This is a genomic window from Paramagnetospirillum kuznetsovii (genome assembly GCF_003284725.1).
In the GTDB taxonomy this organism is placed as follows: domain Bacteria; phylum Pseudomonadota; class Alphaproteobacteria; order Rhodospirillales; family Magnetospirillaceae; genus Phaeospirillum; species Phaeospirillum kuznetsovii.
The window spans coordinates 23406-45745 of sequence record NZ_PGTO01000016.1 but is presented as its reverse complement, the minus strand read 5'-3'; the positions used below and the strand labels follow the sequence as shown (position 1 = coordinate 45745).

Sequence of the window (22340 nt, the reverse complement as noted above, 5' to 3'; positions counted from 1 at the left end):
CTCCCGCCCGCTCACTCGCCCAATTCGGTGCCGGGAAGCTGGTTCATCTTCGCCAGCAGATATTCAAGATCGTCGTTCTCGAACTCGACGCCAAGGTCACCATACTGGGTCAGAATTCGTTCGATCATCCGCCGCGAGAACCGCTCCCGATCATTGGGGCGGCCGTCATACTCCATCTGATAGGAGACGTCGATGGCGGCGCGCATGGCGGCGTAGAACGCCTTGGGCAGGCTGGCCTTCTCGAACAGGGCCTCGAAGCCGCGCTTACCGGCGTCATGGATGAGAGTGCGGCAGTTTTCCACCTTGATCTTGGCCAGTTTGGCCAGCGCCACCTCGAAGAAGGTCAGATCGCCCATGCAGACGGCGCGCAGCATGATGGAGGGCGTCAGACGGCCGACGCTGGCCAGATGCCCCACCAGTTCGACCACGTCGCTTTCCGAGTTGGACAGACCGAGGACGGCCAGTTCGCGGGCCTGGATCATCATGGCGGCGGCGGCTTCGGGCGTCATGTCGGGACGCGACATCAGGTGCTGGCGCAGATTTTCCGACACCTTGGCCATCAGCCGTTCGGCCACCGAAATGGGAAGTGTCTTGCGTTCCACCAGCGACTTGCCGATGGCTTCGTTCTCGCCGTAACGGTCGGCCACGTGAATCAGGGTGGTTTCCGTCAGCACCGCGCCTTCGTTGGACACCAGGGTGGCGACGGCGCTTTCGTTGCCGGTTTCCACCAGCGCGTCGGCCAGCGAGGCCGACACCGTCTTGCGGCCGGCGACGGCAACCTGCTTTTCCGGGCTCTGACTATGGACGATCTCGATGAGATCCTCGTCGGTGAGCGCCTCGGAGAATTGCAGCATGGGAAGCGAGACGTCCTCGACGTCGCGGGCCAAGGCCAACGCCACGTCATGGGGAACCGTCGGGTTCTCCTTGAGCTGGCGCGACAAGGCCTCACGCACGCGCACCTCGGCGTCGCGCACCATCAGGCGGAAGATATCCTCGGCCAGCTTGCGCTCGCCGGGGCTCAACCCCTGGTGTTGCGACGCGATCTTGCCCGCTATCTCGGTCCGCGTATCCCCGGACGGATTAGACAGGAGGCGCTTGACGTCCTCTTCGTTGAGCTTCTGTTCCACGGCGTCTCTCTTACCCCTTCGGCCGGACTATACAACGCTTCCCGCGAGGTGAACAGGCGGGAACCCGAGCCCGAACCCTAACCTAGCACTATATCAGATAGAAATCGGGTCAGCACCTCAGGACCGCATTCTTCGAGCGCCGACGCGCAACGCCGGGTTTCCGCCCGCAACGCCGGAACCGACAGTCCCGCGACACTGGAAATTTCATTGGCGTGGCCGATGAACCACCGTTCCAGGCCCAGTTCGGTGGCCTCCACATGGAATTGCAGGCCCACCGCCGCCTTGCCCCAGCAAAACGCCTGGTTGCGGGTCACCGGGGTGGAGGCCAGCAGGGTCGCGCCGTCGGGCAAGTCGAAGGTATCGCCGTGCCAGTGCAGAACGGGCACGCCATCCAGCACCGCCAGCGACGAGGATTTCCCCGCCTCGCTCAGGCTCAGGGCGGACCAGCCGATTTCCTTGACGCCGCCATTGGGATAGACCTTGGCACCCAGCGCACGGGCCATCAGTTGCGCCCCGAGGCAAATGCCGATGATGGGCTTGCCCGAGCGCAGCCGGGCTTCGATCAGGGCCAGCTCGTGGGCGATGAAGGGATAGGCCTCATCCTCGTAAGCCCCGATGGGGCCGCCCAGAACCACCATGAGATCGGGGCTCAGCGGATCGACGGCGTCAAGCTCGTCCCAACCCGCCTCGCGATATTGGATAGCGAAACCTGCGTCTCCCAGCGGCTGCTCGAAGCTTCCCAAATCCTCGAACGCCACATGGCGTATGGCAATGCAGGTTTTCATCTCGCCCCACCATCGGACTCGCCCCCTGGAAAAGTCATACCCGAGCCATGAGCCCGCGTCGAGGTCGAAGACGGCTCCACATCCATCAGGATCGCGGTACTGTCGCAGCCCTTGCCGGCGGCGATCCAGCGAAATACCAGCGCCCGCCCCAAAGAGGCGGGCAACCAGCCGAGAAAGCGCTTGGGATCGGCCAACACGCCGCAAACATAACGGGAATATTCCGACTGCCAGCCCAAGCCCGGGCAAGGCCCCTTGCGGCGGCGGAACAGCAAAAGCCCGAGCGGACAGGTTTCCACGGCGCAACACACGCCGCAGCCGTTGCAGGGGCCGCCGACATCGGGCTTGCCCGGCGCCCGAGCGTCGAGGGAAACCAAGCCGTTCAGCGTCTAAAGCACCACTTCGTGTTCGAAATAGTCCTTGTTGCGGATATCGGCGCCGGATTTGGTGCGATCCACATAGATCACCCGCCAACCGGGCGCCTCTTCCTTGACGCGGCGCGCCACGTTCATGGCGCGGGTGGAAAACACCTCCACATCCCCGACCGAGACGGACTCCACATTGTCGAGCGAGGTCTTCCAGGCGACGATTTCGGATTTGAGCGCGGGACTGAGAGCCAGGGCGGCCACATCGGCTTTCTCGTCGTCGCTGTTCCAGACGCCGTTGGTACCGAAATAGAACATCAGGCGGACCCAGACATTGCGGTCGCCGCCCTTGCCCTGCCCCGGCCCGCCGATGATGGTCATGGCGGACAGGCGCTTGTTCTCGCCGCGCAGACGCTCCAATTCCATGGCGCCTTCGCGCAGGATGGCGAAGAGGCAATGCGGATCGTGACGGCCGGTTTCGGCCACGCGGGCGCCGCAGCGGCATTCGGGCGCCGGAAAGGCCCGCATGCGGGCGAGGATGTCATTTTCGGCCATGGCCTATTCCCCTTATGGCATCGTCTGGGATTAAAAAAACATATCAGGTCGAAGCCCCCGCCATCCCCGCCATCTGGGCGGGACCGCCATGCGCGCCGCGCGACAGCCAGTCTTGCGTCCACGCGAGGGCGGCCTCCAGATTGGCGCGGGCCGACGGGCTCAGCGGCGTGCCAAGTTCGAACGATTCACCGGCGATGGCGAGCAGATGGCACGGCGGCGCCGGCCGGGCCTTGAGGTCTTCGTAAACATGCATGACGCCCTGCGGCGACAAGGCATGGGTGGTGAAACTGGAATCGCGGGCGGGTTCCAGCAGGCTGACCCGAAACGGCGATTCCTCGGACCGCGCCGAGGCATCCACGAACAGCACCCGCTCGCGGCCGTCCAGATCAAGCGCGTGTTCCACCTGCAATTGGAAATCGGTCAGCACCTCGACCTCGCCCCATTCGGGATGATGGGCCAGCGCCGCCTCGATGCGATCCAGCAAGGCCGGACCCAGGGCATCGTCGCCCCGCGACGGATTGCCCCAGCCGAAGATCAGGGTGGGCACGGTCATGGACCAACCCTCGCCCCTTGTGGGAGAGGATGGCGAGGCAAAGCCGAGCCGGGTGAGGGATGCGAGCGTCCGCGAGCCACATGACTCGTGTCCGCGCTGACGCGCGTAATTCCCCCACCCCATCCCTCCCCGCAAGGGGGAGGGGGATATGATTGTGCCGATCCGCTCACTTGGTGATCTCGCCGCTCTCGCTCTTGACCATGCGGTCGATCTCCACGCCGTCCGCATTCACCAGCGACACTTCCAGCGGCATCTTGCCGATGGCGTGGGTGGCGCAGGACAGGCAAGGATCGAAGCAGCGAATCGCCACCTCGATATGGTTGAGCAGACCCTCGGTGACTTCGTGGCCGGTCAGGTAGTTCTTCGCCACGTCGCGCACCGCCACATTCATGGCCGTGTTGTTGTTGGTGGTCGACACGATCAGATTGGCATAGGTCACCACGTCGTTTTCATCGACGCGGTAATGATGGAACAAGGTGCCGCGCGGCGCCTCGATGACGCCGATGCCTTCTTCCGCACGTGGGCCGCGGGTCACGATGTCGGCCCCCATGATGTCGGGATCGACCAGCAATTCCTTGATGGTCTCGGCGGCGCACAGCATCTCGATCATGCGCGCCCAGTGGAAGCCCAGCGAGCCGTGCATGGGCTTGGACCCGCCATAGGCCATGAACTGCACCCGCTCTTCCTCCGCCTGGGGCGTCGGAATGCGGTCGCAATTCTGGATGCGGGCGAGCGGCCCCACCTTGTACCAGCCCTTTTCGTCGCCCAGCGCGGTGATATAGGGGAACTTCATATAGCTCCACGGCTTGACGCCCTCGGTCAGCAGGGTGTTGTAGCCCTGATAGCTGACCTGATCGAACATCACCTCGCCGGTGACGTCCCTGGCCCGCAACGCGCCGTGGTAGAAGTCCAGTTCGCCGTCGGCCCCGATCAGGCTCATCATGGTCGAGGGAACGGCGCCGAAGCTGTCGTAAAGCGCCGGATTGGCCATGTGCAACTGCTTGATGATGGTTACCGCGTCGCGGCTCCAGGCCACCATCTGGTCGGCGTCCTTCAGAAGGTAACCGCGCTCCTCGGCCGTCAGCGACTTGTTGACGCCGCCCGGCACCGAACCGGTTCCGTGGACGCGCTTGCCCGAGGTGACGCGGATCACCTCCTGGCCGAACTTGCGCAGCAACACACCCTTCTTGGCTACGTCCGGATTGGCGGCGGCGACGCCGACGATGTTGCGCTTGGCCACGTCGGAGTCGAAGCCGAACAGCAGGTCGGGCGAGGACAGATGGAAGAAATGCAGCGCATGGCTTTGCAGCATCTGACCGTAATGCATCAGGCGGCGGATTTTCTCGGCGGTCGGCGTCAGCTGGGCCGCGCCGACGATCATGTCCATGGCCTTCGAGGCGGCGAGATGGTGCGACACCGGGCAGATGCCGCACAGGCGCTGGACCAGCACCGGAACCTCCCAATAGGGCCGTCCCTCGATGAATTTCTCGAAGCCGCGGAACTCGACGATATGCAGGCGCACCTGATGCACCTTGTTGTCGTCGTCGAGCAAGATGGTGACCTTACCGTGACCTTCCACCCGCGACACCGGCTCGATGACGATGCGCTTCAAGGCTCCAGGGTTCTGGGCGGTCTCAAGTTCGAATTGATGCATCATGGCTGATGATCCCTTGCGTTCAGTCGTAGTGGATCAGGCCGTGGCCCAGGGTGGGCGTGCGGCCGGCCAGCAGGTCGGTGAGGAATTTCCAGATGGCGTCGCCGCTGGGCGGGCAGCCGGGCAGGAAGTAGTCGATCTTGACCACCTCGTGCAGCGGATGCACCTCGTTGAGCAGCAACGGGATTTCCGGATCGTTGGGGATGTGGACGCCGCGCCCCGGCTGGGCGTAGACGGCGGCCAGGATATCGCGGATATCGAGCGAGTTGCGCTGGGCGGGCAGGCCGCCGTTGATGGCGCAGGCCCCCATGGCGATGAGGATCTTGCAGTTCTTGCGGAACTCGTGCAGCACGTGGACGTTCTCGGCGTTGCAGACGCCGCCCTCGATGATGCCGAGGTCGCAATTGGGGCTGCAATGCTTGATGTCGGTGATGGGCGAGCGGTCGAAGTCGACCAGCTCCACCAGATCGAGGATGCGTTCGTCGATGTCGAGGAACGACATATGGCAGCCGAAGCAGCCCGCCAGCGAGGTGGTGGCGACCAGCAGCTTGCGCTTGGGAGGGGGGGCGGAAGCGTTCATCACACCTGCTCCTTGACCGGCGCGTATTGAACCGCGTTATCGCTGATGGGGGCCTTGTCGAAGCGGCGCTGGCCGTAGGGCACCTCGAAGCCGTGCCGCTTGTGCAAGATGACGCCCACCGGACAGACATTGGCGGCCTTGTCGGTGGCGGCCAGATTGGTGTCGCCCAGCATGCCGCTTTCACTGTTGCAGATCAGGTGCTTGGTGTTGCCCCTGCCCGACAGGGAGAAAACGTTCTTCTTGTCCATTTCAGCGGAGGCGCGCACGCACAGCTCGCACAGGATGCAGCGGTTGAAATCCAGCAGGATGTCGGCGTGGCTGGCATCCACCTCGCGCTTGGAGAAATACTGAGGGAAGTGCGGGTCCATGACGCCAAGGTCATAGGCGAGGCCCTGCAACATGCATTTGCCGCTCTTCTCGCAAGATGGGCAGTAGTGATTGCCTTCCACCAGCAGCATCTGCACCAGGGTGCGGCGCAGATCCCTGAGTTCGTCCGTCTCGCTTTCCACATGCTGGCCCGCCTGGGCCGGGGTGGTGCAGGAGGCGGCGGCGCGGCCGGGAATCTTCACCGTCTGGCCGTCCTCGGTGGTGATGGTGCGCGAGTCGATGCGCACCGTGCACAGCTTGCACGACCCGTGCGGCTTGAATTCCGGGTGGTAGCAGAGGTGGGGGATGTATTTCCCGGCACTCAGCGCCGCCTGGATGATGGTCTGGCCCTCGGCGAAGGGAATTTCCTCTTCGTCGAGAAAGAAGGATTCATTGCTCATGACGCGTCTCCCCCCTTGGCCCCGACGCCCGATTTCGATTTGCGGTGCGCGATATGGAAATGCGCGCCCGGATCGTCGCGTCCGGTGACCTCGCGCATCTTGGACAGCGCCGAGTCGAGATCGAAAGCCGGTTCGAAATCGCGGACATTCAGCCGCAATTCGTAGCTTGGCCGGAATTTCTGCAAGGTGTCGGCGACGCAGTTTCCCGCCGTCTGGCCCAGACCGCAATGGCTGGCGGTCTTCAGGGTGCGGATGATGCGCCAGGCGTCGTTGATGTCGTATTCGCCGCCATGGCCGTCGCTGATCTTGTCCATGACGTTCTTCAAAAGCGTGGTGCCGACCCGACACGGCGTGCAGAAGCCGCAGCTTTCATCCACGAAGAAATGGACGAAGTTGCGCGCCACTTGGAACATGTCGCGCGAATTATCGAAGACCATGAACGAGCCGCCGGTGGGAATATCCTCGAAGGCGATCTTGCGGCCGAATTCGCCCGGCGCCACGCATAGCCCCGAAGCGCCCGCGATCTGACAGGCCTGAGTATCCCTGGCGCCGCAATCGGCCAGCACCTGGGCCACCGTCACGCCATAGGGATATTCGTAGATGCCGGGGCGCTGGCAATCGCCCGAGATGGACAGGATCTTTGTGCCCGACGACTTGGCGGTGCCGATGGCCTTGTACCAGGCGGCGCCCTTGGCGGCGATCAGTGCCGCCGAGGCCAGGGTTTCCACATTGTTGACCGCCGTCGGCTGGCCGAGATAGCCGCTGCTCACCGGGAAGGGCGGCCGCTTGCGCGGCACGCCGCGCTTGCCCTCCAGGCTTTCCAGAAGCGCGGTCTCCTCGCCGCAGACATAGGCTCCGGCACCCAAGTGGATTTCGATGTCGAAGTCGAATCCCGTCTGGCCCAGGATGCTTTGGCCCAACAGCTTGGCGGCGCGGCGCGCCTCCAGAACGGCATTGAGCTTGTCCAGCAGGAAGCGGTATTCACCGCGCAGATAGACCAGGCCCTTCTTGGCGCCGATGACATAGCCCGCGACGGTCATGCCCTCGAACACCAGATCGGCGTAGGAGTTCAGCAGCACCCGGTCCTTGAAGGTGCCGGGCTCGCCCTCGTCGGCGTTGCACACCACGTAATGGGCCGCATTGGCGCCAGTCCCCACGGCGGCGCGACAGAACTCCCATTTCTGGCCGGTGGAGAAACCGGCGCCGCCACGCCCGCGCAGGCCGGATGCCTTGATGGTATCGACCATCTCCTGCGGGCTTTTCAGGGCGCGCAATGCGTCGCCGGGGGCAAGGCCGTTGTCCAGCAGGGCATCCTTGCGGCGGATATTGTCCTCCACCAGGAAGTACTCGGACGGCCATTCCTCCAACGGTACTTTCTTGCGGATCAGATCGACGATCTTGTCGACCCGGTCGGCGGTCATGCGGGTGATGGGGCGATAGTTGACTAGCAGGGCAGGCCCCTGGTCGCACATGCCGGTGCAAGACGTGGTGCCGACGCTGACCAGCCCATCCTCGGAGACATCGCCCGGCTTCAGCCACAGCTTCTTGCACATGCGGGCCATCAGGTCGGCATTGCCCGCCATGCGGTCGGTGATGTTGTCGCTCCACAGCACGCGATAGCGGCCCAGCGACTCGGTGTGGAAGAAGTGGTAGAAGCCCGCGACACCCTCGACCCGTGCACGGGGAAGTTTCAACCCGTTGGCGATGGCGGTGAGCACGGCGGGCGACAGCCATGTCAGCCCCTCCTGTACTTCCCGCAGAATCTGCATCAATCGGGAGGCATCGTGTTTGTGCCGGGAGAGAACGGCTTGGACCGCGCCGCTGTCATCGGGGCCGATGCCGTTGGAAGTCACGTTCCCCATCGCAAATCCCCCACATGGTCAAAGTTCGCCTGTGTGATCGCGATCAATGGTACACCCCAGATTAAACGACGCAACGCTCCTTTTCATGCCATAGCCGCGACCGGCTCCGACCAGCCATGCGCCAACGACGGTTTGAACAATCGTCATTGTCTTCAAGGCATTCCTGCACTAAAACTGCTAAATCAGGTGGAGAGACGCTCGGCATGGCAAATTCTCAGACCAAACAATCTGAAAAGAAGTGCGTGGTCCGCCTCGCCAAAGCGGCGGACATTCCGCAAGTGATTGACATCGACGCCGAAAACACTGGTCTGTTCAAAGACGAGTATTGGCAAGATCTCTTCGAGCGATACAACAATCGCGCCGCTGATATCGACGATGACGTTCAACCTAAATCCGTAAAACGGTACCGATTTTTCTTGGTCGCCTGCGATGGCGATACGGTACTGGGGTTTATCATCGGAGAAATTCGCGCCTGGGAATTCGGATCGCCGCCCTGCGGTTGGGTATTCGCCATCGGCGTGCGCAACGAAATACGTCAGGCCGGTGTCGGCAACACGCTGTTCGAGGCGCTGAACGACCGGTTCCGCAAGGCCGGGGCCAACAAGGTTCGCACCATGCTGGCCCGCGACCACACCCTGATCATGAGCTTTTTCCGCAGCCAGGGCATGATGGCCGGGCCGTTCATCGAACTGGAGAAGGATCTCTGATGAAACTCCAGAAGGCTACCCGCTGCGCCCTGTTCGCCGTGCTTGAACTGGCCGCCGGTCCCGACCGCCAATTGTCGGCCAATGAAATCGCCGAGAAATACGGCATCTCCACCAATCATCTGGCCAAGGTTCTGCGCTCGCTGGGCCGGGTCGGGCTGGTGGAGGCAGTGCGCGGCGCCGGTGGTGGCTATCGCTTCTCGGGCAACCGGCGGCGCACCACCTTGCTCGACATCATCCAGCTGTTCGAGACCATCGACCCCATCCGCAACGGCGAGCGCGAGGACGGCGACGACACCGCCGAGGGCAAGGCCCTGTGCCAGGTGCTGATGGAAATCGAGGACACGGCGCGGGCGACCTTTGCCTCGCTGACGCTTGACACCATGATCAAGCTGGTCGAGCGCAGCCGGTAATCATCCCGGCTTGTCATCCCGAGCGGATGCGAGGGATCTCCGTCTGATCCGCCGATGCCGGTTCTGAAATGCCGGTCCAGAATGAGATTCCTCCTCCCGCTGGTCGTCGGAATGACAGGTCGTCTGATTGGCCTGCAACGAACTAGCCAAGCACCGATTCACCGCCCGGCGTCGCCAGGGCCGCGATCACCGGAACCCGCTTGGCGCCGCAAACCGGGCCATCCGGCAAATTTTGCCCACCGGAGGCGGCCGACTGGGGCGATTTCTTCCCACCGTCCTTGTCCTCCTTCATGGCCTGCTCCATTTCGCGCATGACCTGTTCCTCGATCTGCTTTTCGATGGACTGGCGCACTTTGTCGTTCAGGGCGGCCAAGGATTTCTCATCCAGCCCCATGGCGGCCATGACCTTCTTGCGGATTTCCGCTTTCAGCTTCTCGATCCGCGTGTCGCGAACCCAGGCGCTGAATCCCTTGGCCTTGATGGCGTCCAGGGTATCGGCCTGATCGCGCAGGCTGGCCTCGGCCCGCTGCTCCGCCGCCAGGGCGGCACTGAAATCGCCGGTCTTGGCGGACGGCCCCGCGGCCTGCGAGCCAAGGATGGCATTGGCCCCCGGCGGGCTGGAATCGACGGTCATGGACATGGGTTATCTCCCCGAGAACGAAAGATCGAGGCGATCACCATGCAAGACGCGAACCAGGGACGAAACCTATTGCACCGGCTTTTTCGGGGGCTTGGCGGAGGGGGGGGGCGCCTTGGGCGGCTTGGGGGGCTGGGCGGGCGCCGAGCCCGGCTTGCCTCCCGGTTGGGTCAAGTCCTCTGCCCAGCGCATGGGGCATTGGGCGACCTCGCGGCCATGCCAGTCCTTGACCAGGACGGTACGCAGTTCCTCGGTCAACCGCCCCTTGGCGTCGCGAATCACCCGGCGCAGATACAGGTTGATGGACGGGCCGTGATTGGTGTCGAAGCGAAAGCTTCCCTGAACCGGGGAAAACTCCGCCCGCCGCACCCCGTGGCGCACCGCCTCGCGGTCGGTGGTGCGCCCCGAGGTGAACTTCATGGTCGATTCCAGCAAAAGGGCGGCGTCATAGCCCTGCGCCACCCACGAGGTGGCGGGACGGCCGTATTCCAGTTCGAAATCGGTCACCATGCGCTTGTTCAGCGGCGTGTCGAGATCGGGGCTCCACGGCGCGATATTCAGAATATCCAAGCCGTGATCGGCCAAGCCCGGCAGCATGGGGCGCTCGAATGCCGTCCACGGCCCCACCAGGGGAATGTCGGACTTCAGCCCGGCGGTGGAATAGTCACGCACGAAGGCGACGCCCATGCCGCCGGTCAGCACCGTATAGACCGCGTCAGGGGCCAGTTCGCGCAGTCGGGCCACTTCGGGAGCAAAGGTCAGGGCGCCGCCCTTGACCCGCAACACATCGACGATGTCGCCGGTCCAATTACGCCGGATGGCGGCCACGGCGGCGTTGGTGGCGGGAGCGTCGGGACCGACCACCACCAGCTTGCGATATTTCTCGGCCGCGAAGAACAGCCCCGCCGCTTCGTTGATGGCGTCCGGCGAGACTCCCATCTGGAACAGCGACGGGTTGCAGTCCGGCCCCAGCAGGCTCGGCGGCCCGGCATCCAGATTGATGACGAAGACCCGCGAGTCCAGCAAGGGTTTGATGATGGCGGCCAGGGAGGGCTGTGACACCGCCGTCAGCACGAAATCCACCTTCTCCCGTTCCAGCAGCCGACGGGTGACTTGGATCGCCGTGTCGGGCGAGCCGCGATCATCGACCACCACGACGCGCACTTCCTGATTGGCGAAACGCCCGCCCATCTGCCGTAGCGCCGTGGTGAATCCGTCCACCGAATCCTGTCCCGCCATGGCCCCCGCCCCGCCGAGGGTGGCGATGATGCCGACCACGATGGTGGGATTGCCGGCCGCCGTGGTGACCGGCAGGGCGTGAACCAGTGTCGGACAGAGCAACAGCAACAGGGCGGCGGCGAGACGGCGCATGGAGCTACTTGCCTCCCCTGGCCTTGGCGAAGGCGGCGGCCAGGGCGCCGCCGCCGTTGTCGGCGACGGCCTTGGGCATGGCTTGTTGCGGGCGCGGACGCCCGTGCTCCGGCTCTCGTCTCGGTTCGTCCCGTTTCGGGGCAGGCTGCTCGTCGAGCCGCATGGACAGGCCGATGCGCTTCCTCTTGATGTCCACTTCCAGCACCTTGACCCTGACCAGATCACCCGGTTTGACCACCTCGTGGGGATCCTTGACGAAGCGGTTGGCCAGCAACGAGATATGCACCAGCCCGTCCTGATGGACGCCGATATCCACGAAGGCGCCGAAATTGGTGACGTTGGTGACCACGCCTTCCAGCACCATGCCGGGTTCCAGGTCGGCCAGAGTCTCGACGCCGTCCTTGAAGGTGGCGGTCTTGAATTCGGGGCGCGGGTCGCGGCCCGGCTTTTCCAATTCCTTCAGGATGTCGCGCACGGTGGGCTCGCCGAAGCGCTCGTCCACATAGTCGCCCGCATGCAGCGAGCGGATGAAGGTCGCGTCGCCGACCAAGGACGTAACCGGCTTGCCGGTGGATTTGACGATACGCTCCACCACCGGATAGGCCTCGGGATGCACCGCCGAGGCGTCCAGCGGGTTGACGCCGCCCACCACGCGCAGAAATCCGGCGGCCTGCTCGAAGGCCTTGGCGCCCAGGCGTTCCACCTGCTTCAAGGCGTCGCGGCTGGCGAAGGGACCGTTCTTGTCGCGGAACTCCACCACGTTCTTGGCGACGGTGGAGCTGAGTCCCGCCACCCGCGCCAGCAGGGCCGCCGAGGCGGTATTGACCTCGACGCCGACGGCGTTGACGCAGTCCTCCACCACGGCGTCCAGCGAGCGGCCCAGCCGGGTCTGGTCCACGTCGTGCTGATACTGGCCGACACCGATGGCCTTGGGGTCGATCTTGACCAGTTCGGCCAGCGGGTCTTGCAAGCGCCGGGCAATGGACACCGCGCCCCGCAAGCTCACATCCAGATCGGGGAATTCCAGCGCCGCCACTTCCGAGGCGGAATAGACCGAGGCGCCCGCCTCGCTGACCACCAGTTTTTCCAGCCCCAATTCGGGATGGCGCTTCATCACGTCAACCACCAGCCGGTCGGTCTCGCGCGATGCGGTGCCGTTGCCGATGGCGATCAGCCTGGCGGAATGCTTGCGGGCCAGATGGGCGATGGCGGCCAGCGATCCCTGCCAGTCGTTGCGCGGCTGGTGGGGATAGATGGTGGCGGTCTCCACCACCTTGCCGGTGGCATCGGTCACCGCCACCTTGACGCCGGTGCGGATGCCGGGGTCGAGGCCGATGCAGGCGCGCTGCCCGGCGGGCGCCGACAGCAGCAGGGCGCGCAGGTTGCGGGCGAAGACGCGGATGGCCTCTTCCTCCGCCGCCTCGCGCAGGCGGCCCATCAGCTCTAACTCCAGATGCAGGTGAATCTTGATCCGCCATGCCCAGCGCACCGTCTCGGCCAGCCAGGCATCGGCCGGGCGCTTGGCGTCATGGATGCCGAAACGCCGCGCCACCCGGGGCTCGCAGTCTTCCGGCGCTTCCAGTTTCACCGTCAGAACGTTTTCGTTACGACCCCGAAACAGCGCCAGGGCGCGATGGGACGGAATCGCCTTGATGGCCTCGCGGTAATCGAAATAGTCGGAGAACTTGGCGCCCTCCTCCGCCTTGCCGTCGGCGACGGCAGAGACCAGAGCCCCCTCGTCCCACAGCTTGGCGCGCAGGCCGCCCAGCAGTTCGGCATCTTCCGCGAAACGCTCCATCAGGATCTGGCGCGCCCCGTCCAGGGCGGCTTTGGCGTCGGGAACGCCCTTGTCGGCATCGACGAAGGCGGTCGCCGCCTGTTCCGGCACCTGGGTGGGGTCGCCCAGCAGCAGATCGGCCAGCGGCTCCAACCCGGCCTCGCGGGCGATCTGGGCCTTGGTGCGGCGCTTCTGCTTATAGGGCAGGTACAGATCCTCCAGCCGCGCCTTGGTGTCGGCGGCCGCGATCAGTCCGGCCAGTTCCGGGGTCAGCTTGCCCTGCTCCTCGATGGATTTGACGATGGCGAGGCGGCGGGCCTCCATCTCGCGCAGATAGCCCAGCCGCTCCTCCAAATTGCGCAACTGGGTATCGTCGAGGCCGCCGGTCGCCTCCTTGCGGTAGCGGGCGATGAAGGGGACCGTGGCCCCTTCGTCCAGCATCTGGACGGTGCTGGCGACCTGGGCGTCGCGTACCCCCAACTCTCGGGCGATGCGGCTGGAAATCTCGGCGGACTGGGACAGGGACATGCTCTCTCGATTGCTGGTGGGAAGCGACGTCCGGTTTACCGCAAGGCGGCGCGGGGTGAAAGCGGCAATTTCTTGCATTTTCCACCTGCGATACTACATACTGTGAATGCTACAGCGCTGGAGGTCAATATGTTGACCATTGATTCCAATGACATAGCCTGTGCCGCCCGCCGCATGATGATCTGCTATGGTGCCCATGCGGTGGATATCGCCCGCGAACGGGCCATGGAAACCGGCCACGCCGCCGATATCCGCCAGCGCGACATGGCCTTCCTGGTCCTGAGCGAAGTGGAAAAGTTGGCCCGCAAGGGGCCCCACACTCAGTGACCGCCGCTCACCAGGGTGGTGAACGCGGTCAGGGCACGGTCGGGAATGCTGGACGGATTGGCGGCCAGCAGTCCGCCGACGACGACAGCCAACAAGACCAGATACATCCAGGGAGGATCCCTGTGGTCCAGCCGTTCGTGGGCGCCTTGGTGACGCAACGGGTTCGGTTCGGGCGCCATGGCCCCCTCCTGCATCCTCCGCCAGTAGCGGTCACAATAGGAGGGGGGGCCCCGGTAATGGAACTATCCGAACGGGCACGTCACTGAAAATTCACAATCGGCCCCGCTTCCCCTATTCCCTGGCCACATAGGTGTAGAAGCGAATCCGGCCATCGGCCTCGATCTCGCGATACATCCCCTGGATTTCCGCCTCGAAGCCGGGAAACAGGTTGGCGCTGCGCTCGAACATCTTCAGATAGTCCAGCATGGGCTTGGCCCGCTCGCACAGGCGCTCACCGGGAATGATGGTGGCGATGCCGGGCGGATAGACCACCCACAAGGTGGTGGCGATGCGGCCATCGATCTGGTCGATGGGCAGATAGTCCACCTGATTGCGGGTCAGCATGCGAACCGCGTCGTTGGGCCGCATGACCATATGGGGGCGATGCTCCGGTGAGAACTGGGCGCGCTGCAGGGCGCTGACATTGCGCTCGCGGAAGAAGGCGTGCATGTCGCGGCACAGATCCTGGACGCGGATGCCGGAATAGCGTTGGCGCCGCTTGGCGACGAATTCGGGAATGGTGTCGTCCAGCAGGGCGTTGTCGTCATGGCGGCGCTTGAAGGCCACCAGGGTGGACAGCAGGGTTCCCGCCTTGCTCGACTCGATGCCGGGGGTCAGCAGGAACAGCAGCGAGTTGAGATCGTTCTTTTCCGGAACCACGCGGTTCTCGCGCAGGAACTGGGCGACCACCGGGGCGGGAATGCCGTAATCGGCATAGGCCCCGGTCAAGCGGTCGAAACCAGGGGTCAGCAGGGTCAGCTTGTTGGGATCGGTCATGGCATAGGCCGGCCGGTCCACCGTCTTGAAGCCGTGCCAGGCGGCGCCGGGCGAGAGCTCCCAATAGCGGACATCGGTGGCGATGGCGTCGGTGGGGACATGCTCCCAGGCGATATCGGCGCCGTTGGCGTTGGTCACCCGATCGGGAACGAAGGGGTCGAAGAACCAGTGGCGGACCGGATCCTTTTCCTTCTCCATGAACTCGGCCTTGATGGCCCGGATCTTCTTGCGCAGCTCGATGCCGAGGCGAACGGTATCGTCCCACAGCACCTCGCCCGAACGCCCACGCATCATCTGGGCGCCCACGTCCAGGGACGCGAACAGCGGATAGAACGGCGAGGTCGAGGCGTGCAGCAGGAAGGTCTCGTTGAAGCGACGGTGCTCGATGCGGCGGCTCTGGCCTTTGATATGGCGATCGCGCACATGGATCTGCGAGGCCTGGGAGAACCCGGCCATCTGCTTGTGGGTGGACTGGGTGGTGATGATGCCGGGCGAATCCTCGCCCAGATTCTCCAATCCCATGCCGTAGCGGCCGCGGAACAGCGGATGGAACTTCAGGAATCCGGCCCAGGCCTCGTCGAACAGGATGTAGTCGCACAGATGGCCGATGCGCTTCAGGATCATCTCGGCGTTGTAGATGGTGCCGTCATAGGTGCACTGCTCGATGACGGCGACGCGGAACGGCCGCTTGCGCGTCCACGCCTCCGGATCCTTGACCAGGGGATTGTCGCGGATCTTGGCGCGGATCGCCTCTTCCTCGAAGGCATGGGCCTGGATGGGGCCGATCAGTCCCTGGGCGTTGCGATCGGTCTCGAGAAAGATCGGAATGCCGCCGCCCAGCAGCAGGGCGCCGTGATGGGCCGCCTTGTGATTGTTGCGGTCGAATAGCACCAGATCATCCTCGGCCACCAGGGCGGACAGCACGATCTTGTTGGAGGCCGAGGTGCCGTTGAGCACGAAATAGGTTTTTTCCGCCCCGAAGATCTTGGCGGCTTCCTTCTGCGCCTGAAGCGCCGGGCCTTCATGGGTCAGCAGGTCGCCCAGCTCCAGGATGGAATTGTCCAGATCGTCGCGGAACACCGCCTCGCCCAGATGCTCGACGAAGATCCGGCCGATGGGGCTGCGATTGTAGAAGATGCCGCCGTTATGGCCGGGACAGGTCCACAGCTGGTTGGCTTCCTCGGCATAGTCCACCAGGGCGCCGAAGAACGGCGTCTTCAGGGTGTCGCCGAACTGCTTCAGGCGGCTGATCAGATTCTTGGCGATGAATTCCGGGGTTTCCTCGGCCAGGAAGACATAGCCGTCGATATAGTCGAGGACTTCAACGGGAATGTCCTCGAAGCGCTCGCCGCGCACCAGGATGACGATGGGCATTTCCAGGCCCCGGCGGCGCATCAGATCGATCAGGGCGGTGGCCTTGCCGTCCACGTCGCGCGCCCAATCCACCAGCACGCAGCCGATGGCGGCATCGGTCTGCACCGCGATCTCGGCGTCCTCGATCCGGCGCGCCCGCACCACCTCGAAGCCAAGGCGTTCGACCTCGGTGATGATCTGCTGGACGCGAGCACCTTCCAGGTCGCCGGAATCAAAGGCCGGAGCGCAGACCAGAAACGTCAGCCGCCGAAAAAACTCCATCACGCGCTCCCTCGAAATCGCGACTCGCCAGGCAGGAGTCGATTGCGCCGCAGACTAAACGGACCAGCGTCCCGGTTCCATGCCCAGGATCGGACGACGCCGAAATTTCATGAATGCTTTCTGGCAGGAAATATTCGTCCGTCATAGCGCAAACAACCCGAAGCGCACAGTATTTTGGACCAAAGGCAAAGAGACATCGCCCCGCCCGGAGCGCCGACACCTCGCCCGCCCTTGGGTCACATCAAACGACGAACGGCATGACACCACCAAAAAGAGTTATTGACGCCTGCCCCACGGCTTGGTGTAACAGAGCATTCCATTTGCAAACAACAAGCGACACAATTTGACATGACTCTAAATACTGAGAACTTTGTTCCAGAAACGCATTTTGGCGATTGGTTCATCAAGTCCGATACATGGAAGACCCATGTGCTTTGTCGCGCCATGAATGATCTTCAGCGCCTTATCCCAGTTCAGGCCGGACCGTTTCATAAGGTGATCGATGTCGGGTGCGGCTTCGGACACTCCTTCGACGAACTGGCGCGACGCTTTGCCCCCAAACATATCATCGGCATGGACGCGGTGCCCGACATTCAAAACCGGGCCCAGGCGGCAGCCGCGCGTTGCGCCGTCCCCGTCACCCTGCATTCGGGCAGTGCGTCGCGCATGGATTTTCCCGATGATGAATTCGACATGGTGTTTTGCCACCAGACCTTTCACCACCTGGTCGACCCCGACCCCGCCATGTCCGAGTTCTTTCGCGTCCTGAAGCCGGGCGGCATCCTGCTCTTCGCCGAATCCACCAAGCGCTATATCCACTCGCTGCCCATCCGCCTGCTGTTTCGCCACCCCATGGAGGTTCAAAAGACAGCGGAGGAATATATCGCCTTGATGCGCCAGGTCGGCTTCGACCTGCCCGCGGAGCGGATCTCCCAGCCGTATTTGTGGTGGAGTCGGCCCGATATCGGCTTCCTGGAATGGATTGGCCTGCCGGTCCCGGCGGAACGGGAGGAAACCCTGGTCAACGCCATCGCCATGAAGCCGTCGCGGTCCTGATGCCCGTGACCGGCCTTCAATTTCATATAGTCTTCCACGAGAACATCTCGTATTTTGATATTAAGCATGAGCCTCGTACATCCATCGGAGGCATCCATTCCCATATCCGCCGAGGGTCGAGATGAAATTTCGTATGGCCGTCCTGGGTTTCGCCGTCATGCTGATGGCTTGCGCCAACGAACCCATCTATGACGTCCGTTCTCATCCCGTCCCCGCCAAAGCGCAAACGCTGTCTTTGGACCGGATCGAAACGGCTATCATCGACGCCGGGCGGTCACGGGGCTGGCGCATGGAGCGTAGCGGCCCCGGAAAGCTACGCGCGGCCCAAATCCAGCCGAAGTTCTCCGCTGAAGTGGAGATCGCGTTCGATGCCAAGAGTTTCAGCATCATCCACGCCGGATCGAAGGGAATGAACGAAAACAACGGCAGCGTTCATCCCCACTACAATTTTTGGATCCGCAATCTGGAAAGCGATATCGATATTTGGCTGACCAACGCTCCGCTGACCAAGTGATTCTTTCCGGCCTAAACCCGCCGGAAAATCAATGAGGTGTTGATGCCGCCGAACGCGAAGTTGTTGGACATGAAGTGCTCCACCGCCATGGTCCGCCCCTCCCCCATCACATAGTCAAGCGGAGCGCAGCGCTCGTCCACGCTCACCAGATTGGCCGTCGGGCAAACCCAGCCGTCCTTCATCATATTGATCCCCAGCCAGGCCTCCATGGAGCCGCAAGCGCCCAGGGAATGGCCGAAATAGCTTTTCAGGGAATGGATGGGAATGCGTGGCCCGAACACCTTGGCGGTGGCTTGGGATTCGGCGATATCCCCCCATTCCGTGGCCGTGCCATGTCCGTTGACCAAGGCGATGGCATCCGGCGCCAGACCGGCATCCTCCAGGGCCAGACGCAATGCCACTTCCATGGTTTCGGCCTGGGGCTGGGTGACGTGATTGCCGTCGGAATTGGTTCCGAACCCGACCAGTTCGGCGTGGATCACGGCCCCTCTCGCCTTGGCGCGCTCCCACTCTTCCAGGATCAGGGTGGCGGCGCCTTCGCCGATCACCAGACCATCGCGATCACGGTCGTAAGGCCTGGGAGCCTGTTGGGGAGTGTCGTTCTTGGTCGATGTCGCGAACAGGGTATCGAACACGGCGGAATCGGTGATGTCCAACTCCTCGGCACCGCCCGCGATCATGACATCCGCCTTGCCCATCCGGATGGCCTCGGCGGCATAGCCGATGGCTTGGCTGCCCGAGGTGCAGGCGCTGGAGGTGGGAATCATGCGGCCCGTAATCCCGAAGAACAGACCGATATTGACCAAGGCGGTATGGCTCATCATCTGGATATAGGTGGTGGCGTTCAGATTGCGCGACGTCCCGTTCATCTTCAGCTCGAAGAAGCCCAGCACCGCGTCGGGGCTGCCGAAGGATGATCCATAGGCCGCTCCGGTCCGCCCCGACGTCACCACCGCATGCCCCAGAAGACCGGCGTCGGCCAGGGCCGCCTCGCTGGCGGCCACCGCCATGGTGGCGACCCGTCCCATGGTCCGCGTCTTCTTGCGCGGCCAATGATCCGGCGCGACGAATCCCAGGACCGGCGCGGCCAGCCTTGTATTGATCCCGGTGAAGCGATCCCATTCCGGCACCATCGCCCGCACGCCGGTACGCTGGTCCCTGAACGCCGCTTCGATGGTGGGCCAGTCATTGCCCAGCGCGGTGATGCCGGCCATGCCGGTAACGGCCACTCGGCGCATCACACCATCCCTCCATTGACGGAAATGACCTGCCGGGTGATGTATCCGGCGGAATTGGAACACAGGAAGGCGACCAGATCCGCCACCTCTTCCGACTTGCCCAAGCGGCGCATGGGGATCAGCTTCATCACTTCGTCCAGCGGCACGCCGCTGATCATCTGGGTATCGATCAGGCCCGGCGCCACGCAATTGACCGTGATGGCCCGCTTGGCCAGTTCAAGGGCCAGGGATTTGGTGGCGCCGATGATGCCCGCCTTGGCCGCGGAATAATTGACCTGGCCCCGATTGCCCACCAAGCCGGAAACCGAGGACAGGGTGACGATCCGCCCGCCCTTCCTGGCCGATACCATGGGCATCACCGCCGGGCGGAGGACATTGTAGAAACCGCCCAGATTGGTATCGACGACCAAGTCCCAATCCTCATCCTCCATGGCGGGAAAGGCGGTGTCGCGGGCAATGCCCGCATTGAGCACGATGCCCCAATAGGGGCCGTGGGCCGCCATGTCGGCTTCCAAGGCGGCGCGGCATCCGTCCCGATCCGCGATGTCGAATTGAATGGAACGCCCCCTGCCGCCCATGGCGGCCAAGGTCGCTTTCACCCCCGCCTCGTCGGAGTGGTAATGGGCAAGGACGGTAAAGCCGTCCTCGGCCAATCTGCGAGCGACGGCAGCGCCGATTCCCTTGCTTGCCCCGGTCACGAGGATGGTGCGCGCCGTCATGCGTCCCCCACTTCCAGTCCATCCCCATCCGGCTGATAGACATTGATCTGCGCCTCGGCGACAGGCTTGCCCTCGACCATGATCCTGCATTGGAAGACGCCCATGCCCTGATCGCGAAACAGCAATTTGGCCTGAATATCGAGGACATCGCCAAACCGGAACCACGACCGGTCCACCGTATAACGCCGCGTCCCCAGCAGATAGCCGACGCGGACCGGCTCTGCTTGCTTGCGGGCATTAAGCCCGGCCCAGGCACCACAGGTCTGGGCCATCAATTCGATACCGACATGCCCAGGAACGCCCTCGGATGTTGCAAAGGGATGATCGGGCCGGATGGTGACCCGGGTGGCGACGCAGTCGTCGCCATGGCTTAGGGCGTCATCCAGCAGCAGCATGGGCCACGCATGGGGAAGCAGGCTCTCCATGGGCCAAGGCAGACTCATTGCCCGTCTCCCCGACGCAGGGCGACACAGCAATTGCTGCCGCCAAAGGCAAAGGAATTGCTGAGTGCGGCCGATGCTCCAACCGGCAAGCGCGCCCCAGGGAGGGCCATGGCCAAGGGCGGCAGGGCGGGATCGGCAATGCCATCCCACGGATGGGGCGGAACCAACCGATCGGGGTTCCAGTCCCGTGAAAGCGTCATCCACAGGAAAGCGGCCTCGACCGCCCCCGCGGCTCCCAAGGTATGGCCTGTCATGGCCTTGGTTGAACCGCAGGTCACGGGGAAATCGAACAGGGCGGCCACCGCCTTGCTCTCCATGGCATCGTTGAGCGGTGTCGCCGTGCCGTGCAGATTGACATAGCCGATTTGGGTCGGCGACAGAGCCGCATCGGCCAAGGCGGCGGTCATGGCATCCAACGCCCCCTTTCCGTCGGGATCGGGGGCACTGACATGATGGGCGTCGGAGGTCTCGCCGATTCCCGCCAGGACCACCTCCGCCGGATCGGGAGTCAGCAGGAACAAAGCGCCGCCCTCGCCGATGGTGATCCCGGAGCGGTTGACGCTGAACGGATTGCATGGTTGGGACGACAAAGCCTCGAGCGAGGCGAAACCGGCGACCGTCATGCGGCACAGGGTATCGGCACCACCGGCTATGGCCGCATCCACGACGCCGGCCCGGATCAGGCGCCGGGCGCTGGCCAGTGCCTTCGCGCTTGAGGAACAGGCGGTGGCAACCACATAGGCCGGTCCGGATATCCCCAGCAATTGGGCCAGGAAAGCCGCGCCGCTTCCGGTTTCCTGCCGACGATAATGAAAGCCGTCCGGCCAAATGCCGGTGGCCTGGTGGGTCGCGACGGCGGCTTCTCCTTCTGCGATGCCCGAGGTGCTGGTGCCGATCACCACCGCGATGCGATGGGGGCCAAAGCGGTCGATGGCCGCCGTGATCCCGTCTTCGATTTCCAGGGCCAACGCGGCCAAAAGGCGGTTGTTCCGGCTGTCCCACTTGGCAAATTCGCTGGGCAGCGGACCAGGCTCCACCGCCAGTCCGCCCAGGGGAACCGATCGGCCGGGCAGGAAATCGTCGCGTGACCGCAGCCCCGCGCGGCTGCCCGCCATCAGGGGGTCAATGGTGGCGGCCTTGCCGTGCCCCAGGCAGGTTGATACGGCCATGGCCGGGAGATAAAGGGTCATGGCCCGACCGTCACGGATTGGATGTCCAGATCATAGCCCCAGGGAATATTGCGCAGGCGACTGCCGCCGGACCAGGGTTCGCCCTGCCAGGAAACAAGAATCGCGTCCCCCACCCTGCGGTTCCCCGCCCATTGGGTAAGCTCCGCGCCCTTGATGGCGTTGCGGACCACCGCTTCCGGCCAATAAAGCAGCACGATATCGGCCAGGATGTTTTCAGGCCGCAAGGTTTCGGGCAGCCATGAGGCGCGCTCCACCTCGACCTTGCCCGCCTCCCAGGTCACCGTCATGGCGCGGCGCCCCATGCTGTCGCTGCCGACCAGAACCAGACGATCGGGCCGGATCAGCAGTCTGCCTTCGAAAACGAAGCTTTCGCCATCGTGCCGGGCGGTGACCAACTGCACCACCTCGACCGAGCGGCCGAGATCCGCCGGGCTGGGCAAATCCAGCGTGATGCCCGGCGCCACCAGCACCTGTTCACCAGACGTCGGCGCGGCAGCACATCCCGGCAATACGACGCATAAAAGGCAAAGGGCGAAACGACGCATGG

At 63.8% G+C, this 22340-nt stretch carries 24 protein-coding genes; 5 read left to right on the top strand and 19 right to left on the bottom strand.

Annotated elements, in window-relative coordinates; translation table 11 throughout:
• Positions 1-11 precede the first annotated feature (11 nt).
• The 9 genes from CU669_RS16345 to CU669_RS16305 form a co-directional block, all read right to left on the bottom strand.
• The gene (locus CU669_RS16345; protein WP_112146656.1) at positions 12-1127 is read right to left on the bottom strand and encodes a DUF2336 domain-containing protein; all 1116 of its coding nucleotides are present in this window, start codon (positions 1125-1127) and stop codon (positions 12-14) included.
• 77 nt (positions 1128-1204) lie between these two features.
• On the bottom strand, positions 1205-1912 hold the full coding sequence (locus CU669_RS16340) for a glutamine amidotransferase (protein ID WP_112146654.1): 708 nt from the start codon (positions 1910-1912) through the stop codon (positions 1205-1207).
• Positions 1909-2286 (bottom strand): hypothetical protein, encoded by a 378-nt coding sequence (locus CU669_RS16335; protein ID WP_205119477.1) that lies wholly within the window; start codon positions 2284-2286, stop codon positions 1909-1911. The genes CU669_RS16340 and CU669_RS16335 overlap by 4 nt, the downstream gene beginning before the upstream one ends.
• Before the next feature lie 12 nt (positions 2287-2298).
• Positions 2299-2829, bottom strand: coding sequence for a hypothetical protein (locus tag CU669_RS16330; RefSeq protein WP_112146652.1), 531 nt, complete (start codon positions 2827-2829; stop codon positions 2299-2301).
• Positions 2830-2872: 43 nt separating this feature from the next.
• A complete protein-coding gene (locus tag CU669_RS16325; protein WP_112146651.1) occupies positions 2873-3382 on the bottom strand; it encodes a hydrogenase maturation protease in 510 nt (169 codons plus the stop codon).
• Positions 3383-3548: 166 nt separating this feature from the next.
• Complete coding sequence (locus CU669_RS16320) at positions 3549-5039, bottom strand: Ni/Fe hydrogenase subunit alpha (protein ID WP_112146649.1); 1491 nt, start codon at positions 5037-5039, stop codon at positions 3549-3551.
• 19 nt (positions 5040-5058) lie between these two features.
• Positions 5059-5616, bottom strand: coding sequence for an NADH-quinone oxidoreductase subunit B family protein (locus CU669_RS16315; protein WP_112146648.1), 558 nt, complete (start codon positions 5614-5616; stop codon positions 5059-5061).
• A complete protein-coding gene (locus tag CU669_RS16310; protein ID WP_112146646.1) occupies positions 5616-6383 on the bottom strand; it encodes a 2Fe-2S iron-sulfur cluster-binding protein in 768 nt (255 codons plus the stop codon). The genes CU669_RS16315 and CU669_RS16310 overlap by 1 nt, the downstream gene beginning before the upstream one ends.
• Complete coding sequence (locus tag CU669_RS16305) at positions 6380-8245, bottom strand: NAD(P)H-dependent oxidoreductase subunit E (protein ID WP_112146645.1); 1866 nt, start codon at positions 8243-8245, stop codon at positions 6380-6382. Before CU669_RS16305 ends, CU669_RS16310 begins: the two co-directional genes overlap by 4 nt.
• A gap of 203 nt (positions 8246-8448) precedes the next feature.
• On the opposite strand from CU669_RS16305, the gene CU669_RS16300 reads away from it, so the two are divergent.
• Both CU669_RS16300 and CU669_RS16295 read left to right on the top strand, forming a co-directional pair.
• On the top strand, positions 8449-8952 hold the full coding sequence (locus CU669_RS16300; protein ID WP_112146643.1) for a GNAT family N-acetyltransferase: 504 nt from the start codon (positions 8449-8451) through the stop codon (positions 8950-8952).
• On the top strand, positions 8952-9362 hold the full coding sequence (locus CU669_RS16295) for an Rrf2 family transcriptional regulator (protein WP_112146641.1): 411 nt from the start codon (positions 8952-8954) through the stop codon (positions 9360-9362). The genes CU669_RS16300 and CU669_RS16295 overlap by 1 nt, the downstream gene beginning before the upstream one ends.
• 142 nt (positions 9363-9504) lie before the next feature.
• Here CU669_RS16295 and CU669_RS16290 read toward each other — a convergent pair whose 3' ends face one another.
• From CU669_RS16290 to CU669_RS16280, 3 genes are all read right to left on the bottom strand, one after another.
• Positions 9505-10002 carry a hypothetical protein gene (locus CU669_RS16290; protein ID WP_112146640.1) on the bottom strand — a complete coding sequence of 166 codons (498 nt, stop codon included), beginning with the start codon at positions 10000-10002 and terminating at the stop codon, positions 9505-9507.
• A 66-nt stretch (positions 10003-10068) separates the two neighbouring features.
• Positions 10069-11370, bottom strand: a complete 1302-nt coding sequence (locus tag CU669_RS16285; protein WP_112146638.1) for an ABC transporter substrate-binding protein — start codon at positions 11368-11370, stop codon at positions 10069-10071.
• Positions 11371-11374: 4 nt separating this feature from the next.
• Positions 11375-13675 carry a Tex family protein gene (locus CU669_RS16280; RefSeq protein ID WP_112146636.1) on the bottom strand — a complete coding sequence of 767 codons (2301 nt, stop codon included), beginning with the start codon at positions 13673-13675 and terminating at the stop codon, positions 11375-11377.
• A 129-nt stretch (positions 13676-13804) separates the two neighbouring features.
• Between CU669_RS16280 and CU669_RS16275 the strand changes: the two genes are divergently transcribed.
• A complete protein-coding gene (locus tag CU669_RS16275; RefSeq protein WP_146747760.1) occupies positions 13805-14002 on the top strand; it encodes a hypothetical protein in 198 nt (65 codons plus the stop codon).
• Here the strand turns inward: CU669_RS16275 and CU669_RS16270 are convergent.
• A complete protein-coding gene (locus tag CU669_RS16270; protein ID WP_146747759.1) occupies positions 13996-14181 on the bottom strand; it encodes a hypothetical protein in 186 nt (61 codons plus the stop codon). The genes CU669_RS16275 and CU669_RS16270 overlap by 7 nt on opposite strands.
• 112 nt (positions 14182-14293) lie before the next feature.
• Complete coding sequence (locus CU669_RS16265; protein ID WP_112146630.1) at positions 14294-16633, bottom strand: Orn/Lys/Arg family decarboxylase; 2340 nt, start codon at positions 16631-16633, stop codon at positions 14294-14296.
• Positions 16634-16981: 348 nt separating this feature from the next.
• On the opposite strand from CU669_RS16265, the gene CU669_RS16260 reads away from it, so the two are divergent.
• Together CU669_RS16260 and CU669_RS16255 are read left to right on the top strand one after the other, a co-directional pair.
• A complete protein-coding gene (locus tag CU669_RS16260; protein ID WP_112146628.1) occupies positions 16982-17689 on the top strand; it encodes a class I SAM-dependent methyltransferase in 708 nt (235 codons plus the stop codon).
• 133 nt (positions 17690-17822) lie between these two features.
• Positions 17823-18203 (top strand): hypothetical protein, encoded by a 381-nt coding sequence (locus tag CU669_RS16255; RefSeq protein WP_112146626.1) that lies wholly within the window; start codon positions 17823-17825, stop codon positions 18201-18203.
• Positions 18204-18214: 11 nt separating this feature from the next.
• Here CU669_RS16255 and CU669_RS16250 read toward each other — a convergent pair whose 3' ends face one another.
• Genes CU669_RS16250 through CU669_RS16230 form a run of 5 tightly spaced genes read right to left on the bottom strand, consistent with a single transcriptional unit; the run spans position 18215 to position 22338 of the window.
• Positions 18215-19441 (bottom strand): beta-ketoacyl-ACP synthase, encoded by a 1227-nt coding sequence (locus CU669_RS16250; RefSeq protein WP_112146625.1) that lies wholly within the window; start codon positions 19439-19441, stop codon positions 18215-18217.
• Positions 19441-20160: a 3-oxoacyl-ACP reductase FabG gene (gene fabG, locus CU669_RS16245; RefSeq protein WP_112146623.1), complete on the bottom strand. Its 720-nt coding sequence runs from the start codon at positions 20158-20160 to the stop codon at positions 19441-19443. Before fabG ends, CU669_RS16250 begins: the two co-directional genes overlap by 1 nt.
• The gene (locus tag CU669_RS16240; protein WP_112146621.1) at positions 20157-20603 is read right to left on the bottom strand and encodes an ApeP family dehydratase; all 447 of its coding nucleotides are present in this window, start codon (positions 20601-20603) and stop codon (positions 20157-20159) included. Before CU669_RS16240 ends, fabG begins: the two co-directional genes overlap by 4 nt.
• Complete coding sequence (locus tag CU669_RS16235) at positions 20600-21793, bottom strand: beta-ketoacyl-ACP synthase (protein ID WP_112146619.1); 1194 nt, start codon at positions 21791-21793, stop codon at positions 20600-20602. The genes CU669_RS16240 and CU669_RS16235 overlap by 4 nt, the downstream gene beginning before the upstream one ends.
• The gene (locus tag CU669_RS16230) at positions 21790-22338 is read right to left on the bottom strand and encodes a DUF3261 domain-containing protein (protein ID WP_161539690.1); all 549 of its coding nucleotides are present in this window, start codon (positions 22336-22338) and stop codon (positions 21790-21792) included. The genes CU669_RS16235 and CU669_RS16230 overlap by 4 nt, the downstream gene beginning before the upstream one ends.
• Between the last annotated feature and the right edge of the window lie 2 nt (positions 22339-22340).

What these genes read in the sequence shown, in the direction of transcription:
- CU669_RS16325 (WP_112146651.1), bottom strand. Translation starts at nt 3,382, where the DNA reads ATGACCGTGCCCACCCTGATCTTCGGCTGGGGCAATCCGTCGCGGGGC.
- CU669_RS16250 (WP_112146625.1), bottom strand. Translation starts at nt 19,441, where the DNA reads ATGCGCCGAGTGGCCGTTACCGGCATGGCCGGCATCACCGCGCTGGGC.
- CU669_RS16320 (WP_112146649.1), bottom strand. Translation starts at nt 5,039, where the DNA reads ATGATGCATCAATTCGAACTTGAGACCGCCCAGAACCCTGGAGCCTTG.
- CU669_RS16260 (WP_112146628.1), top strand. Translation starts at nt 16,982, where the DNA reads ATGACTCTAAATACTGAGAACTTTGTTCCAGAAACGCATTTTGGCGAT.
- CU669_RS16290 (WP_112146640.1), bottom strand. Translation starts at nt 10,002, where the DNA reads ATGTCCATGACCGTCGATTCCAGCCCGCCGGGGGCCAATGCCATCCTT.
- CU669_RS16305 (WP_112146645.1), bottom strand. Translation starts at nt 8,245, where the DNA reads ATGGGGAACGTGACTTCCAACGGCATCGGCCCCGATGACAGCGGCGCG.
- CU669_RS16300 (WP_112146643.1), top strand. Translation starts at nt 8,449, where the DNA reads ATGGCAAATTCTCAGACCAAACAATCTGAAAAGAAGTGCGTGGTCCGC.
- CU669_RS16285 (WP_112146638.1), bottom strand. Translation starts at nt 11,370, where the DNA reads ATGCGCCGTCTCGCCGCCGCCCTGTTGCTGTTGCTCTGTCCGACACTG.
- CU669_RS16230 (WP_161539690.1), bottom strand. Translation starts at nt 22,338, where the DNA reads ATGCGTCGTTTCGCCCTTTGCCTTTTATGCGTCGTATTGCCGGGATGT.
- CU669_RS16310 (WP_112146646.1), bottom strand. Translation starts at nt 6,383, where the DNA reads ATGAGCAATGAATCCTTCTTTCTCGACGAAGAGGAAATTCCCTTCGCC.
- fabG (WP_112146623.1), bottom strand. Translation starts at nt 20,160, where the DNA reads ATGACGGCGCGCACCATCCTCGTGACCGGGGCAAGCAAGGGAATCGGC.
- CU669_RS16340 (WP_112146654.1), bottom strand. Translation starts at nt 1,912, where the DNA reads ATGAAAACCTGCATTGCCATACGCCATGTGGCGTTCGAGGATTTGGGA.
- CU669_RS16275 (WP_146747760.1), top strand. Translation starts at nt 13,805, where the DNA reads ATGTTGACCATTGATTCCAATGACATAGCCTGTGCCGCCCGCCGCATG.
- CU669_RS16265 (WP_112146630.1), bottom strand. Translation starts at nt 16,633, where the DNA reads ATGGAGTTTTTTCGGCGGCTGACGTTTCTGGTCTGCGCTCCGGCCTTT.
- CU669_RS16295 (WP_112146641.1), top strand. Translation starts at nt 8,952, where the DNA reads ATGAAACTCCAGAAGGCTACCCGCTGCGCCCTGTTCGCCGTGCTTGAA.
- CU669_RS16330 (WP_112146652.1), bottom strand. Translation starts at nt 2,829, where the DNA reads ATGGCCGAAAATGACATCCTCGCCCGCATGCGGGCCTTTCCGGCGCCC.
- CU669_RS16235 (WP_112146619.1), bottom strand. Translation starts at nt 21,793, where the DNA reads ATGACCCTTTATCTCCCGGCCATGGCCGTATCAACCTGCCTGGGGCAC.
- CU669_RS16270 (WP_146747759.1), bottom strand. Translation starts at nt 14,181, where the DNA reads ATGGCGCCCGAACCGAACCCGTTGCGTCACCAAGGCGCCCACGAACGG.
- CU669_RS16315 (WP_112146648.1), bottom strand. Translation starts at nt 5,616, where the DNA reads ATGAACGCTTCCGCCCCCCCTCCCAAGCGCAAGCTGCTGGTCGCCACC.
- CU669_RS16240 (WP_112146621.1), bottom strand. Translation starts at nt 20,603, where the DNA reads ATGAGTCTGCCTTGGCCCATGGAGAGCCTGCTTCCCCATGCGTGGCCC.
- CU669_RS16280 (WP_112146636.1), bottom strand. Translation starts at nt 13,675, where the DNA reads ATGTCCCTGTCCCAGTCCGCCGAGATTTCCAGCCGCATCGCCCGAGAG.
- CU669_RS16255 (WP_112146626.1), top strand. Translation starts at nt 17,823, where the DNA reads ATGGCCGTCCTGGGTTTCGCCGTCATGCTGATGGCTTGCGCCAACGAA.